General features: G+C 69.3%; 14 protein-coding genes. 8 read left to right on the forward strand and 6 right to left on the reverse strand.

Going from position 1 to position 14,103, the window contains the following annotated elements; translation table 11 throughout:
- The first annotated feature begins 15 nt into the window (after nt 1-15).
- The 3 genes from DEIMA_RS06355 (at nt 16) to DEIMA_RS16845 (ending at nt 3,615) form a co-directional block, all read left to right on the forward strand.
- Nucleotides 16-777 (forward strand): electron transfer flavoprotein subunit beta/FixA family protein, encoded by a 762-nt coding sequence (locus tag DEIMA_RS06355; protein ID WP_013556406.1) that lies wholly within the window; start codon nt 16-18, stop codon nt 775-777.
- Nucleotides 777-1,727, forward strand: a complete 951-nt coding sequence (locus DEIMA_RS06360; RefSeq protein ID WP_013556407.1) for an electron transfer flavoprotein subunit alpha/FixB family protein — start codon at nt 777-779, stop codon at nt 1,725-1,727. The genes DEIMA_RS06355 and DEIMA_RS06360 overlap by 1 nt, the downstream gene beginning before the upstream one ends.
- Before the next feature lie 232 nt (nt 1,728-1,959).
- The gene (locus tag DEIMA_RS16845) at nt 1,960-3,615 is read left to right on the forward strand and encodes a GGDEF domain-containing protein (RefSeq protein ID WP_013556408.1); all 1,656 of its coding nucleotides are present in this window, start codon (nt 1,960-1,962) and stop codon (nt 3,613-3,615) included.
- Between the two features lie 32 nt (nt 3,616-3,647).
- On the opposite strand, the gene DEIMA_RS06370 is transcribed toward DEIMA_RS16845, so the two are convergent.
- A complete protein-coding gene (locus tag DEIMA_RS06370; RefSeq protein WP_245528352.1) occupies nt 3,648-4,373 on the reverse strand; it encodes a YkgJ family cysteine cluster protein in 726 nt (241 codons plus the stop codon).
- 107 nt (nt 4,374-4,480) lie between these two features.
- Here DEIMA_RS06370 and DEIMA_RS06375 point away from each other — a divergent pair, with 107 nt between their 5' ends.
- The 3 genes from DEIMA_RS06375 to upp all read left to right on the forward strand — a co-directional run bounded on the left by DEIMA_RS06375 (nt 4,481) and on the right by upp (nt 7,144).
- Nucleotides 4,481-5,527 (forward strand): HD domain-containing phosphohydrolase, encoded by a 1,047-nt coding sequence (locus DEIMA_RS06375; protein ID WP_043816513.1) that lies wholly within the window; start codon nt 4,481-4,483, stop codon nt 5,525-5,527.
- Nucleotides 5,528-5,568: 41 nt separating this feature from the next.
- Nucleotides 5,569-6,381, forward strand: coding sequence for a phosphotransferase family protein (locus DEIMA_RS06380; RefSeq protein WP_245528376.1), 813 nt, complete (start codon nt 5,569-5,571; stop codon nt 6,379-6,381).
- 136 nt (nt 6,382-6,517) lie between these two features.
- Nucleotides 6,518-7,144 carry a uracil phosphoribosyltransferase gene (gene upp / locus DEIMA_RS06385; RefSeq protein ID WP_043816515.1) on the forward strand — a complete coding sequence of 209 codons (627 nt, stop codon included), beginning with the start codon at nt 6,518-6,520 and terminating at the stop codon, nt 7,142-7,144.
- Between the two features lie 61 nt (nt 7,145-7,205).
- On the opposite strand, the gene DEIMA_RS16850 is transcribed toward upp, so the two are convergent.
- Nucleotides 7,206-7,583, reverse strand: coding sequence for a hypothetical protein (locus DEIMA_RS16850; protein WP_013556413.1), 378 nt, complete (start codon nt 7,581-7,583; stop codon nt 7,206-7,208).
- An 82-nt stretch (nt 7,584-7,665) separates the two neighbouring features.
- Nucleotides 7,666-8,007 carry a hypothetical protein gene (locus tag DEIMA_RS06395; RefSeq protein WP_148234919.1) on the reverse strand — a complete coding sequence of 114 codons (342 nt, stop codon included), beginning with the start codon at nt 8,005-8,007 and terminating at the stop codon, nt 7,666-7,668.
- Nucleotides 8,008-8,108: 101 nt separating this feature from the next.
- On the opposite strand from DEIMA_RS06395, the gene DEIMA_RS06400 reads away from it, so the two are divergent.
- A complete protein-coding gene (locus DEIMA_RS06400; RefSeq protein ID WP_013556415.1) occupies nt 8,109-9,008 on the forward strand; it encodes a DUF1517 domain-containing protein in 900 nt (299 codons plus the stop codon).
- A gap of 221 nt (nt 9,009-9,229) precedes the next feature.
- Nucleotides 9,230-9,490, forward strand: a complete 261-nt coding sequence (locus DEIMA_RS06405; protein ID WP_013556416.1) for a cold-shock protein — start codon at nt 9,230-9,232, stop codon at nt 9,488-9,490.
- Between the two features lie 117 nt (nt 9,491-9,607).
- On the opposite strand, the gene DEIMA_RS06410 is transcribed toward DEIMA_RS06405, so the two are convergent.
- The 3 genes from DEIMA_RS06410 to aceB all read right to left on the reverse strand — a co-directional run bounded on the left by DEIMA_RS06410 (nt 9,608) and on the right by aceB (nt 13,919).
- Entirely contained in the window at nt 9,608-10,711 is a 1,104-nt protein-coding gene (locus tag DEIMA_RS06410; RefSeq protein WP_013556417.1) for a BMP family lipoprotein, read from the reverse strand.
- Nucleotides 10,712-10,921: 210 nt separating this feature from the next.
- Nucleotides 10,922-12,217 (reverse strand): isocitrate lyase, encoded by a 1,296-nt coding sequence (gene aceA, locus DEIMA_RS06415; RefSeq protein ID WP_013556418.1) that lies wholly within the window; start codon nt 12,215-12,217, stop codon nt 10,922-10,924.
- A 130-nt stretch (nt 12,218-12,347) separates the two neighbouring features.
- Complete coding sequence (gene aceB / locus DEIMA_RS06420) at nt 12,348-13,919, reverse strand: malate synthase A (RefSeq protein ID WP_013556419.1); 1,572 nt, start codon at nt 13,917-13,919, stop codon at nt 12,348-12,350.
- Between the last annotated feature and the right edge of the window lie 184 nt (nt 13,920-14,103).

Raw genomic sequence — 14,103 nt, forward strand, 5'->3', positions numbered from 1 at the left:
TGCTACGGAGGACGCATGAAGATTCTGACCCTGGTACGCCAGGTCCCCGACGCCGAAGCCCGCGTACGCGTGCAAGGCACCACCGTGGACCTCGAAGGCACCACCCTCGTCATGGACGGCATGGATGAATACGGCGTGGAGGAAGCCCTGCGCCTGCGTGAAAACGGCGCGAACGTCGAAGAGATCGTCGCCCTCGCCGTCGGCCCCAAACGCGTGGAGGACGCCCTGCGCACCGCCCTCGCCATGGGCGCCGACCGCGCCATCCACGTTGAAACCGACACCCCCCTCGACCCCATCGCCCTCAGCCAGGTCGTCGCCCAGGTCGCCCAGACCGAAGGCGCCCAACTGATCCTCGTCGGCGGTCAGGAAGCCGACTGGGACAGCCAGGCCCTCGGCGCCGCCACCGCCGAACGCCTCGGCTGGCCGCAACTCACCTGGACCAACGAACTCAACGTCGACGGCGACACCCTCACCGGCCGCCACGACGTCGACGAAGGCAACGAAAGCTTCCAGGCCACCCTGCCTGCCGTCGTCACCACCCAGCAGGGCCTCAACGAACCCCGCTACCCCACCCTGCCGAACATCATGAAGGCCAAAAAGAAGGAACTCCGCAAGGACGACCTCGGCCAGTACGGCGCCACCCCCAAAGTCCGCGTCGTCAGCGCCGAAATCCAGACCCGCGCGCGCCTCAACAAGGTCATTGACGGCAAGGACCCGCAGGCCGCCGCACAGGAACTGCTCGGCCTGTTGCGCAACGAAGCGAAGGTGATCGCGTAATGATCCTGATCGTCGCCGAACACACCAACGGCAAACTCAGCAAAAGCACCCTGGAAATGGTGAGCGCCGCCCGCAGCGCCGGCCGCGAGGGCCCCATCACGGTCCTCGTGCTCGGCCAGGGCGTCGCGGCCATCGCCAACGAGGCCGCGCAGGTCGCCGACCAGGTGCTCGTCGCGGACCACGCCGCGCTCGCGCAGTACAACGCCGAGCTGTGGGCCGCCGCCACCACCCAGATCGCGCAGGAAGGCGAAGCGCACACCATCCTGATCGGCGGCAGCCGCTCCGGCCGCGAGTACGCCCCCCGCGTCGCCGTGAAGCTCGACGCGCCGTACCTCGAGGACGCCATCAGCCTGCAGGCACAGGGCGCCGCCCTGCGCGCGCAGCGCTACACCTACCTCGCGCGCGTCACCGAAACCGTCGAGGCTGAAGGGGCCGTCGTGGTGGTCAGTGTGAAGCCCGGCAGCTTCCCCGCTGCCGAAGCGACCGGCGCTGCCGGCGAGCAGTACGACGTGGACCTCGACCTGCCCGCCGCGCGCGTGCAGGTGACGGGCAAGACCGTCGAGAAGACCTCGCGCGTGCCGCTCGGCGAGGCGGACGTCGTCGTCACGGGTGGCCGCGGCGTCGGCAGCCCCGAGAACTTCAGCAGCCTCGTTGAGGGCCTCGCGGACGCCATCGGCGCCGGCGTGGGTGCCACGCGCGCCGTTGTGGATGCCGGATGGCGCCCCTACGCCGAGCAGGTCGGGCAGACCGGCAAGACCGTGCAGCCCAAGGCGTACATCGCTGTGGGCGTGTCCGGCGCCGTGCAGCACCTCAGCGGCATGGGCAAGAGCAAGTACATCGTCGCGATCAACAAGGACGCCGAGGCGCCGATCTTCAAGGTCGCCGATTACGGCATCGTCGGGGACGTGAACGTCATCGTGCCCGCCCTGATCGAAGCGGCCCGCAAGTAACGCAGGTCGGCCAGGGGCGCCCCCCACACTGGGGGGGCGCCCCTGGCCATTGAAGGGGTGGTGGGCGGCGCTGGCGCGGGGTGGAAGCACGTTCCAGCACGTGGTGTGGACATTTACCTACCTAGACAGGTGGTGAGGAATTCGTGTGTTTTCTCCCTCTAGAATCCCCTCAAGCCCCTCACACCCCCACTGGTCATGATGGCCCCACCGGACCGGACCCGCCACCCACACCGTGAATCACCTGACGCCCCCCACCCCCGACAGCGACGCCTTTCAGGCGTCGTACGACCAGGCCATTCACCACCGCGACCAGAACGCCGGCGTCGCCCGCCCCCACGCCCTGCGCGCCCTCGACGCGGCCCTTGACCTCAACGACCCCCACCGCACCGTCCTGGCCCTGAACGTCCTCGGCGTCATCGAATCCCGCCTCATGCACCACCAGGAAGCCCTCACGCGTTTCTCGGTCGCGCTCACCCTCGCCCGCGAACACCGTGACCTCGACGGCCAGGCCCGCGTCCTCAATAACCTCGCGCTCACCAAACTCGCCTACGGTGACGAACAGGGCGCCTTCGAGGACCTGCGCGCCGCCGACGACCTCCTGCGCGACCACGACGGCATCGTCCGCGACACCATCCTCGTGAACCTCGCGTACCACGCCAACGCCCTCGGCCACCACAAGGACGCCCTCCACCACCTCCACGTCCTCGAAGAAACCCTGCACGCCCGCGGCGACACCGACCCCAACATGCGCGGCTACCTCCTCGCCAACCGCCTGCGCGCCCTCGTCGGGCAATTCGAGGACGCCACCAGCCGCGGCCGCACCGAACAGGCCACCCAGGACCTCCGTGACGCCCGCACCACCCGCAGCGCCCTGCTCACCACCCTCGCCACCCAGGAGGACCGCGTGCTCGCCACGCTCGCCTGGCACGCCATCGCCGGACTCGAGCGCGCGCAGCAGCACCTCAAGGCCGCCCTCAACGCCGCCCGCCGCGCCGTGCGCATGAGCCGCGCCTCCGGCGACCGCGGCCTCGAAGGGGTCGCCGTGGCCGACCTCGCCCGCAGCTACGCCGCCCTCGGCGACCGCCAGCGCGCCACCGAGCAGTACCACGCCGCGCGCACCCTGTTCGAGCAGCACGGCGCCCGCCGTGACGTCCTGAACCTCCTCGCGGAACTCAGCGACCTCCACGAACGCAGCGGCGACCACCGCGAAGCCCTGCGCGTCCACAAGGAACTGCTGGCGCTCACCATCGAGCAGCTCGAAGCGCACGCGCGCCACCGCGCCGTCATGCAGGACCTCAACGCCGAAGCCGACCGCATCCGCGCGGAAGTCAACGCCCTGCGCGACCGTAACGCCCTGCTGAACCTCCAGGCCGAACGCTACGCCTTCCAGGCCCGCCACGACCCCCTGACCGGCATCATGAACCGACGCGGCGCCGAGGACGTCCTCGCCACCCTCCCGGCCACCACTCCGTCCGCGCTCGCGCTCGTGGACGTCGACCATTTCAAACGCGTGAACGACACCTACGCCCACGCCACCGGCGACGCCGTCCTTGTCCGCGTCGCCCACGCGCTGCAAAGCGCCATCCGCGCCGGCGACACCGTCGCCCGTTACGGCGGTGAGGAATTCCTGCTGATCCTGCCCGGCACCGCCCACCCCGAAGCGGACATCCTGTGCGAACGCCTGCGCGCCCACATTGAAACGCTCGAACTCACGGACCTCGGCGCGGACCTGCGCGTCACTGTCAGCATCGGCTGCGCCAGCGGTCAGGGCGACCCGGCCGCGCTGCTCAACCTCGCCGACGACCTGCTCTACACCGCCAAGCACGACGGGCGAAACCGCGTCGTCGCCCGGCCCCTCCTGCCGTCCACCACCCCGGAAATCCCCTGACGTCCGGCGCGGCCGCCTCGTGCGCGCCGCGCCTACGCGAACTCGAGCGTCACCGGGTGATGCAGCCCCAGCGTGCGCGCCGCCGTGAGCGCCGCCCGGCGGTCCCCACGACCGACCGCCGCCATGAACGCCTCATCGAGCGCCAGCGTCGTGAGCGTCCAGAAATCCCCCCAGACCTCTACCCCCCACGCGCGCCGCATCGCGCGTGACGCCGCCGTCCACACCGGCTCGCTCATCTCTTCGAGCGGCGCGATGAAATGCGTCTCGCCGTCCGTGCCGGGCGTGCGGCGTACCTCCGCACGGTACGCCCGGCGCTCCCCAGCATTCATGCCCTCCCACACGCCCACCGTGCAGAAGCGCGCGCTCATAGCGCTGAACGTATCCCGGCAGCGCGTCGGGCGCACCGCGTACTGCGTGCACTGCCCACTCTCGCGGTCCAGCAGCGGGCAGTACGACACGTCCTCGCGGTGCCCCTGCACGTACTCGTCATCGTCACGCGCGGCGCGGGCGTTGCGCGCCACCTTGCGGGCGTGCGCGCGCACCGCCCGGACCTGCGCGGGCGTCAGGGCGCGCGCCACCACCAGCGCTTCTGCCAGACTCACCCGGATCGGCATGTCGCAGCAGTGGTAGCAGCCGGCGCCACACGCCACGCGCCCGCCGGCACGCGTGAACTCCGTCAGCCACGCGCCCGCCCGCGTTCCAAACCGCGCGTACGCGCTCTCCACCGCCGCCGTTACCGCCGCCACACCGTCACTCACCCGCGCAAGATAGCGCCCGCACCCGGCGCGGACCGTTCGCGCGCTCACCAGCGCACGCGGAAAACTTCCAGTCGCGCGCCGTGAGCGCGCCGTATACTGAACGGACCGTGTTCAGGCGCCCCCAGCAGAAACCGCCCACGCCGGCCCCCAGCAGCCAGGCGCCCACCCCGTCCACGCCCAGCGCGCCGGACGACGGCAAGCTCCTCACGCACCTCCTGGCGCGTCCCACCCTGGACGGCATCATGGAAGCGGCCCTCGCGCACGCCGCGACCCTGGTGGGCGGCACCTCTCGCGGGTACGCCGTCGTGCGCCGCGGCCAGGACCGCGTGATCGCCGTGTACAGCTACGACCGTGAACTCGTCGGCGTCGCCCTGAGCGGCCCGTGGTCCGCCGGGCGCGCCCGCATCACCGACGGCAGCGGCGAACTGCTCGGCGCGAACCCCCCTGAAGTGCGCGCCAGACTCGACGTGCTCGGCATGCACGAAATCCGCCACAGCCTCATCGTGCCCCTCAAGGACAAGTCGCGGCAGCTCGGCGCGTTCGTCCTCGACCGTTACACCAACGAGGGCTTCACGCCCACCCAGCAGGAAAGCGTCGCCCGCTGGGCCAAGGCCGTCGCGCCGCTCGTCAGTCTGTTCGACACCCGCGACGACTGGCGCGAAACGTCCCGCCAGCTCACCACCGCCCTCGTCGAGGCGGTCGAAAGCCTCGATTTCGACGCGGTCGGTCACGCCCCCACCGTCGCCAGCCACGCGCAGAAACTCGGCCGGGCGCTTGGCCTCAGTGAACGCGAACTCGAGGAGGTCTGGTACGCCGCCATGCTCCACGACGTCGGCAAGATCGGCGGCGAACCCGGCCACGCCCTGATGGGCGCGAACTTCCTGCACGGCGCCCCCACCCTCACGGAAGTGCAGAAGGCCGTGCGGCACCACCACGAACGCTGGGACGGCCAGGGCGAACCTGACCACCTCACCGCCGAGGACATTCCTCTGTACGCGCGCATCATCGCCGTGGCGAACACGTACGTGCGCGTCGGCGACGTCGCCCGCCTCCAGCAGCAGGCCGGTAAGGCCCTCGACCCGCGCCTCGTCACGCTGTTCGAGAAGATCCTGCAGCAGGAACACGACCGGGCCGCCCCGCCCGCCGACGAGTAACGCCCGACCTCCCCCCGGACGGCGCACGCGCGGACGCTATGATGAGCGCCGTGACGCCCGCGACCTTCCCGACCCTGCAGGCGAAATACGGGCCGCTCACGCCCGTCGACGCAGGCATGCAGTCACGCGTGTACGCCGCCGGCGACGTCGTCGTGAAGGTGTACCGCAACCAACGCGGCGAGCACCGCACCGAAGCGGCCAACATGACCTACGCCGGCTTCCGCGACCGCATCATCGACGTGCTCGAAGCGGACGGCGTGGAGGTCCTCGTCACGCGCCGCTTCCCCGGGCACGCCCTGCGGCCCGACGACGTGCCCCGCGCGCACCCGCACGTCGCCGCGTTCATTCGGGGGCTGCACGCGCACCGCGAAGGGCCCGTGGATCTCGCGCGCCTCCACGAGCGTCTCCGCCGCTTCCGCAGCGCCCTCGCCCCCTACCCCCTCGACGACCTGTTCGACGCCATCGAGGGCCCCCTCGCGCGCGGCGTGCTCGACGTTCCCGCCGCGTTCTGCCACCTCGACCTGTGGCAGGACAACATCCTGATCAACGACGCCACCGGCGAGGTCCTGATCATCGACTGGACGCGTGCCGCTGCCGACGACCCGCTGCGCGACATCGCCCTGTACAAGACCGGCACCCTCGACCTGCTCCCGCCGGACGACAGCCTGCGCCTCGCGACCCAGCTCGTTCCGGACGAACCGCACGCCCTGCTGCGCCTGCGCGCGTACCTCGCGCACACGTACCTGCACGACCTGTACTGGTTCCTGATGAACGAACCGTACGCCTTCGAGCCGCAACTCGGCGAGAAGGTCCCCCGCGCCCGCCACGCCCTCGCCCGCCTGCCCGAAGAGTAAGCGCGGCTGGCCACCGGCGTCGCTGCGCGCCCAGGGACCGGCGTAGGCCGGACGCGCACCCCAGGCTGCGGAGCCTCACTCGCGTTGCCGGGACGCCTGGAGCGGCGGGCCATGCCAGGACGGTATGTTGAGGGTCATGAAGGTCACCGTCGTTCAACACCCGCTGCTGCAACACAAACTGACGCTGATGCGCGACCGCGAGACGGGCGTGAAGGAGTTCCGAGAGCTGGCCTCGGAGATCAGCATGCTCCTGGCGTACGAAGCCATGCGCGACCTGGAAACCGAGCCGGTGCGACTGCACACGCCCATCGCCGAAGCGGACCTGCCGATGCTCAGCGGCAAGAAGCTCGCGCTCGTGGCGATCCTCCGCGCGGGCCTCGTCATGACGGACGCCGTCGTGCGCCTCGTGCCCGCCGCGAAAATCGGTCACCTGGGCATGTACCGCGATCCGGAAACGCTGGAGCCCGTGGCGTACTACAGCAAACTCCCGCACGACATCGCCGAGCGGCGCGTGTTCCTCACGGACCCGATGCTCGCCACGGGCGGGAGCGCCGTGGCCGCCATCGACACGCTCAAGGCGGCGGGCGCGCAGAGCATCAAGCTCATGACGATCCTGGCGGTGCCCGAAGGCATCCGCCGCGTGCAGGACGCGCACCCGGACGTGGAGATCGTCACGGCGGCCGTGGATGAACGCCTGAACGACCACGGGTACATCGTGCCGGGCCTCGGTGATGCCGGGGACCGCATTTACGGCACCAAGTAACTGGGGATACGGCGTGGGCGAGGGGCGGACGCTCAGGTGTCCGCCCCTCGCCCACGCCCCCTCAGGCCTTCAGTTTGGCTTCGGCGGGCGCGTCGGGCACGTCCACGTGCCCGCTTACGCGCTGCGCCGCCTGCTTCTCCAGCTGTGCCGGGGTCTTCTCAGTGTCGTCTGCGCGGGTGTCGCGCAGCTGCTCCAGGCTGTGCGCCGCCGCGTCGCGCACGTCCCCGGCCTTCTCGGCGATGGTCGCGCCAGCCTGCTGCGCCGCTTCGCGCACCTGCGCGGTGGCGTTGCGCGCGGCGTCACGCAGGCCCAGTTCGTCCATTTTCGCGTTGAGGGCCGCGCGGGTCTGCTCGCGCCCCAGGTAGTACGCGGCGGCGCCCAGCAGCGCGCCCAGCAGCAGCAGGCGCAGGGTCGGAATGGAACGGCGGTCGTGGGTCATGGAAGCTCCTCTCGTGGCGCGCGGGGGCGCACCAGCATCGCCTCAGGGTAGGTGGCGCCACGTGGAGCGGGATGAGGTGGCCTTAAAGGAGGTTCAGGCGGCGCGCGAGCGCTTCGGTCAGCAGGTACTCGTCATCGCCGACGTGCAGCGCCACGCAGCCGCGGTCCAGGTAGAACGCGCGGATCTTGCGCCACGCTTCGTCCTCGTCGGCGGCGGTTTCGTCGAGGTCTTCCAGGGCGTCCCACAGGTCCCCGTCGATGTCCTCGGTGCGGAGGGCTTCCACGTGCCCGCTCAGCACGTAGGCGTCGACGGTTTCGCTCGGAAGGACGTGCGTGGTGTCGGCGCGCAGGCCCAGGCGGTCGTCGCGTTCGTAGAGGCTGTTCAGGAACGTTTCGAACTCGGCGGGAGTCAGGTGAATATCCACGCCCCAGTGTAGCGGGGCGTTGTGGAGCGCCGTCAGGTCGCGTTCACGCGTCCTTGAAGTCACGCTGCGTCCGAAAGGGCGGCGACTACAGTGGGGGCATCATGGTTCGTTTCGTGCACCTTTTCGTGGCGCTGGTCATCACGCTGGGCAGCTTCGCGGCTGCGCAGTCCGGGGGTGGGTTCGGCGGTTCCAGCAGCGGGTCGTCCGGTGGCGGGTACTCCGGCGGGGGCGGCGGGTATTCGGGTGGCGGGTCACGCGGCGGGAGCTACAGCGGGGGCGGGTACATCCCGGTGCCGGTCGGCCCAGGGTACGGGTACGGGTTCGGTGGCGGGTTCGGGGTGGGCGGCATTGTGCTGTTCCTCGTCATTTTCGGGGTGCTGAGCGCCATGCGGCGAAGCGCGCGCAGTCGCGGCTTCGCCGGGAGCGTCTCGGGAGACACTGCCGAGGCCGTGATGGTGCAGCTGCTGCTCAACGAGGGCGACGAGGTGAAACGCGCGCTGCAGCGCGTCGCGCAGGAAGGCGACCCGGACTCCGACGCGGGCCTGGCCCGCATGCTGAACGAGGCGGCCCTGGCGGTGCTGCGCCACCCGGAACGCTGGACGTACGGTCAGGTGCGCCGCGCCGAGGGCGGCGCCGCGCAGGTCGCGGCGCAGGTGGGGGCGTGGGCCACCCAGGCGCGCGCGGCCTTCACGGAGCAGACGACCAGCAACTACCAGAACCGGGACGTGCACAGCGGGTACGCGCACCGCACGGATTACGAGGCGACGCGCGGCGGCCTGTACCTCGCGGTGACGCTCGGCGTGGCGGCGCGCGCCCTGCCGCCCCTCCCGGCGGAGGGCGCACCGAACGCGCAGGCGGCACGCGCGGCGCTGGAGGCACTGAGCAGCGTGACCGGCGAGAACCTGCTGCGCGCCGAGGTGATCTGGAGTCCGGACGCAGAAGGCGAGTACCTGAGCGAGGACGACGCCATCCGGAAGTACCCGGACCTCACGAAGCTCTGAAGGTCCCCTGGGAGCGGCCCCACGTGCGTTGGGGCCGCTCCGGCGTTGCGCTCGGGGGTGCGGGCCGCGAAGCGTGAACTTCGTCTAAGGGGAGATTGCGGCAACAGCCGTTGCATTTTGTCGGTGCAGGCCCCACACTAAGGGCGTTCCATGCAGATGAAGTTCACGGCGGTGCACGGTTCTGTACGTGCACCGCTTTTCTGCTGGTAAAGGAGTTGAGTATGGCTGTTGGTAAAGTGAAATGGTTCAACGCGGAAAAAGGCTTCGGCTTCATTGAAGTGGCGGGCAGCCCCGACGTGTTCGCGCACTTCAGCGCGATCAAAGGCACGGGCTTCAAGAAACTGAACGAAGGCGACGAAGTCGAATTCGACATCGAAGAAGGCCAGCGCGGCAAGGGCCCCCAGGCCGCGAACATCGTCGTGACCAAAGCGGCGCCGGAAAGCGGCTACAACAGCCGTCCCCAGCGCAACGACCGCTGGTAATCACGAACGTGTGAACGCCGCGCCCCCGGACGGGGGCGCGGCGTTCGTTCAGGCGTGGATCGCCTGAACAGGTAACGCAGGGCCCCGGAAGTCCCGGGGCCCTGCGTTACCTGGGTGTTACTCCTTGGGAACCTTGATGGTGCCGTTGATGATGAGGCGCTGCACGGTTTCGAGCTGCTTCTGCAGGCTTGCGGGGATCAGCGCTTTGTTGTAGGTGTCGAGCGCGTACTCGACGCCGTCGTTCTGGAGGCTGAAGCCGCGCTCGCCGGTGCGCCACGTCTGGCCGCGCACGGCGTCACGGATCAGCGCGTACACCGCGTTGTCGACGCGCTTGACCATGCTGGTCAGGCCGTGGTTGAGGGTGCTGCTCTTGGTGTCGGTGTCGCCCAGGTAGTTCTGGTTGCTGTCCACACCGATGAAGAACATCGGGCGGCTGTCGTCACCGCACGCGGCCTGGTAGCTGGCGCTCTTGGGGACGTTCGCGAACTGGTCGTTCTTGAAGAGCATGCCTTTGGGCAGCTCGCTGCGCTTGAGGCACTGCGTCTTGTTGACGTAGTCGATGACGCCCTTGCCGCTGCCGCCGGCCGCGGCGAAGATCACGTCGGCGCCCTGGTCCTTCATGTTGTCGGCGATGTTCTTGGCCTTGTCGGGGTTGTTCCACGCGGCAGGGGTGTCGCCGATGTACTTCACGAGGACCTTGCAGCTGGGGCAGCTGAACTTCACGCCCGCGCGGAAGCCCGCTTCGAACTTGTGGATGACCGGGACGTCCATGCCGCCGACGAAGCCGACGACGCCGGTGCTGCTGCTGCGCGCGGCGATGTAACCCACGAGGAAGCTGCCTTCCTGCTCGCGGAAGCGCAGGCCCGCAGTGTTGCCGCCGCTGGGGAGGTCGTCCACGACGGCGTAGCGGCTGCTGGGGTGGCTCTTGGCCGCTTCGGTGATGGCGGCGTTGCTGGCGAAGCCCACACCGATGATCAGGTCCTTGCCGGCGTTGCTGAACTTGTTGATGCCGGGGGTGGATTCGGCGCTCTTGGCCGGCTCGTAAATGTCGAGGGACACGCCGAAGTCACGCTTGGCGCGCAGGGCACCCTCGTAGGCCGCCTGGTTGAAGCTGCGGTCGTTTTTCCCACCGGAGTCCAGCACGAGGCCGACGCTCAGTTTGCTCTGGGCGGAGGCGGTCGCGAGGAGGGCGGCACACATCAGGGTGATGGCTTTCTTCATGCGCGTAGCCTACGGGGTGATCTGTCACAACAGACTTACTGCGGAAGTGCGAAAAACCTCACACCAGACGCGGATTTCCGCGTTGACCTTCCCCTGACGCCCCCTTGACGCTCCCCTGACGACAGCACCTGAAAGCCGTCCGTAAAGGCACGCCGAAAGGGGCTTCACCACGCGGTGAGGCCCCCTCCAGCAGCTATGGATGACTGCCGCTCAGTCGTGCGACAACGCGAACTGCTGCGCCTCGGTGCTGCCCGCGAGCGCGGTCGTGCTGCTGTGCCCGCCGCCCGCCGCCGTCGCCACGAGGTCGAAGTACCCGGTGCCGACCTCCCGCTGATGCTTCACAGCCGTGAACCCACGCTCCTGCGCCGCGAACTCCCGCTCCTGCAACTCCACGAAGCTGGTCATCTGGTTGCGGGCATACCCGTACGCCAGGTCGAACATGCCGTAATTCAGGCTGTGGAAGCCGGCGAGCGTGATGAACTGGAACTTGTACCCCAACTCGCCCAGTTCCCGCTGGAACCGCGCGATGGTCGCGTCGTCCAGGTTCTTGCGCCAGTTGAAGCTGGGGCTGCAGTTGTACGCGAGGAGCTTGCCCGGGTACTGCGCGTGCACCGCCTCCGCGAACCGGCGGGCGTCCTCCAGGTTCGGGACGCTCGTTTCGCACCACAGCACGTCCGCGTACGGCGCGTACGCGAGGGCGCGGCTGATCGCCTGCTCAATGCCCGGCCGCACGTAGAAGAACCCCTCGGGCGTACGCTCACCTGTCAGGAACGGCCGGTCGTTCTCGTCGATGTCCGCCGTGAGGAGGTTCGCGGCGTCCGCGTCCGTGCGGGCGATCAGCACCGTTGGGACGCCCTGCACGTCCGCGGCGAGGCGCGCGGCGTTCAGGGTGCGGATGAACTGGCTGGTCGGCACGAGCACCTTCCCGCCCAGGTGCCCGCATTTCTTCTCACTGGCGAGCTGGTCCTCGAAGTGTACGCCCGCCGCGCCCGCCTCAATCATGGCCTTCATCAGCTCGAACGCGTTCAGGGGGCCCCCGAAGCCTGCTTCGGCGTCCGCGACGATCGGCGCGAACCAGTCAATGCTGTCGTCCCCTTCGGCGTGATGAATCTGGTCCGCGCGGCGCAGCGTGGCGTTGATGCGCCGCACGACGTCCGGGACGCTGCTCGCCGGGTACAGGCTCTGGTCCGGGTACATCTGCCCGGCGTTGTTCGCGTCCGCCGCGACCTGCCAGCCACTCAGGTAGATGGCCTTCAGGCCCGCCTTCACCTGCTGCATCGCCTGGTTGCCGGTGAGCGCGCCGAGGGCGTTCACGAACGGCTCCTCGCGCATCAGGCGCCACAGCTTCTCCGCGCCACGCTTGGCGAGGGTGTGCTCGATGTGCAGGCTGCCGCGCAGCTTCACGACGTCTTCGGCGCTGTAATTGCGCTGAATGCCCTGCCAGCGACTTTCGGTCATCCAGGTCTTTTCGAGGATCTCGGCGTGCGTACGGGGCGTCTGCGTCATGGTGGTGCCTCCTTGCGGGAATGGGTGGGGCGCGGCGCGGGCCAGGGCCTGCGCCGGTGAGCAACTGAACGGGCGGAACGACAGGGGAGAGGCCGGACTTACGCGCCGCACCGCGCGGCACCGCCACGCCTCACTGGAGGCGTGCGTATCCGGGCAGCGTCAGGAACTCCTCGAACGTGTCACTCGTGATCAGCGGCTTCAGGAGCTCCGCGGCCTCCGCGAGGCGCGCGGCCCGCTCCGGCTGCTCCGCCTGCAGGCGCGCGAGGTGCTGATCCACGAGGCGCGTCAGGCCGTCCGGCGTGATGGGCGTGCCGTCGTCCGTGCGGACGTCGTACCGCGCCCACTGCCACAACTGCGCGCGGCTGATTTCCGCGGTGGCGGCGTCCTCCATCAGGTTGTGGATGGGGACGGCGCCGCGCCCGTCCAGCCACGCTGCGAGATACTGCAGGCTCACGTCCACGTTCGTGTTCACGCCCGCTGCCGTGACCGACCCTTCCGGCGGCGTCAGCAGGTCAAGAGCCGTCACGGTCAGGTCCGCCTGCTTGCCGCTGCCGATCTGGTTCGGCTCGGGCATCAGGCGGTCGAACACCTCACGGGCCAGCGCGACCATACCCGGGTGCGCCACCCACGTGCCGTCGTGCCCGTTCGTCGCCTCCCGCTCCTTGTCCGCACGCACCTGCGCGAACGCGCGCTCGTTCGCGGCTCGGTCGTTCTTCACGGGAATGAACGCGCTCATGCCGCCAATGGCGGGCGCGCCGCGCTTGTGGCACGTCTGCACCGCCAGTTTGCTGTACGCGAGCATCATGGGCGTGCCCATCGTGACCTGCGCGCGGTCCGGCAGGAGCCTGCCCGGATCACTCCGGAACTTCTTGATGTAACTGAAGATGTAATCCCAACGGCCGCAGTTCAGGCCGGCGGAGTGCGCACGCAGCTCGTACAGGATCTCGTCCATCTCGAACGCCGCGAGGATCGTCTCGATCAGCACGGTCGCCTTGATGGTCCCGCGCGGAATGCCGAGCGCGTCCTGCGCGTACTCGAACACGTCATTCCACCACCGCGCCTCCAGGTGCCCCTCCAGCTTCGGTAGGTAGACGTACGGCCCGCTGCCGCGCGCCAGCAGCTCGCGGGCGTTATGGAAGAAGTACAGCCCGAAGTCGAACAGGCTGCCGCTCACCGGCTGACCGCCGAGCGTGGCGTGCTTCTCGTCGAGGTGCAGGCCACGCGGGCGAACGATCAACGTGGCGACCTGGTCGTTCAGGCGGTACGTTTTGCCGCCGGCGTCCAGGGTGATGGTGCGGCGCACGGCGTCCTGCAAGTTCACCTGCCCCTGCACGCAGTTGTCCCAGGTGGGACTGCTGGCATCCTCGAAGTCCGCCATGAACACGTTCGCGCCGCTGTTCAGCGCGTTGATGATCATCTTGCGGTCCACGGGCCCGGTGATTTCCACGCGGCGGTCCTGCAGGTCCTGCGGAAGTGGGTTGATGCGCCACTGCCCCTCGCGGACGCCGCGCGTGGCGGCCAGGAAATCCGGCGTTTCACCGGCGTCCAGGCGCGTCTGACGTTCCTGGCGCGCGTCGAGCAGGTGGCGGCGGCGCGTGCCGAAACGCGCTTCGAGCGCTGTGAGGAATTCCAGCGCGTCCGGCGTGAGCACGCGGGCCGCGAGGGGGTGCGCGGTGGTGGTGATGGTCTGCGTTTGCGTCATGTGCCCTCCCTTGATTGAGGGCATTGTGGTCGCCGCCGAGTTTCAGGCGCGCGGTGTACCCGGCTGAATGGCGTAGGGGCCGGAAACGCGGCGTACACCACCACGGAGGTATACCGAGCGGAAAAGTACACCACGTAGCCTCTCTGAACACGGCGAGCGCTGCGCGTGCCTGCGCCGGTCCTCC

It is taken from the genome of Deinococcus maricopensis DSM 21211, assembly GCF_000186385.1.
Classification (GTDB): Bacteria; Deinococcota; Deinococci; order Deinococcales; family Deinococcaceae; genus Deinococcus_B; species Deinococcus_B maricopensis.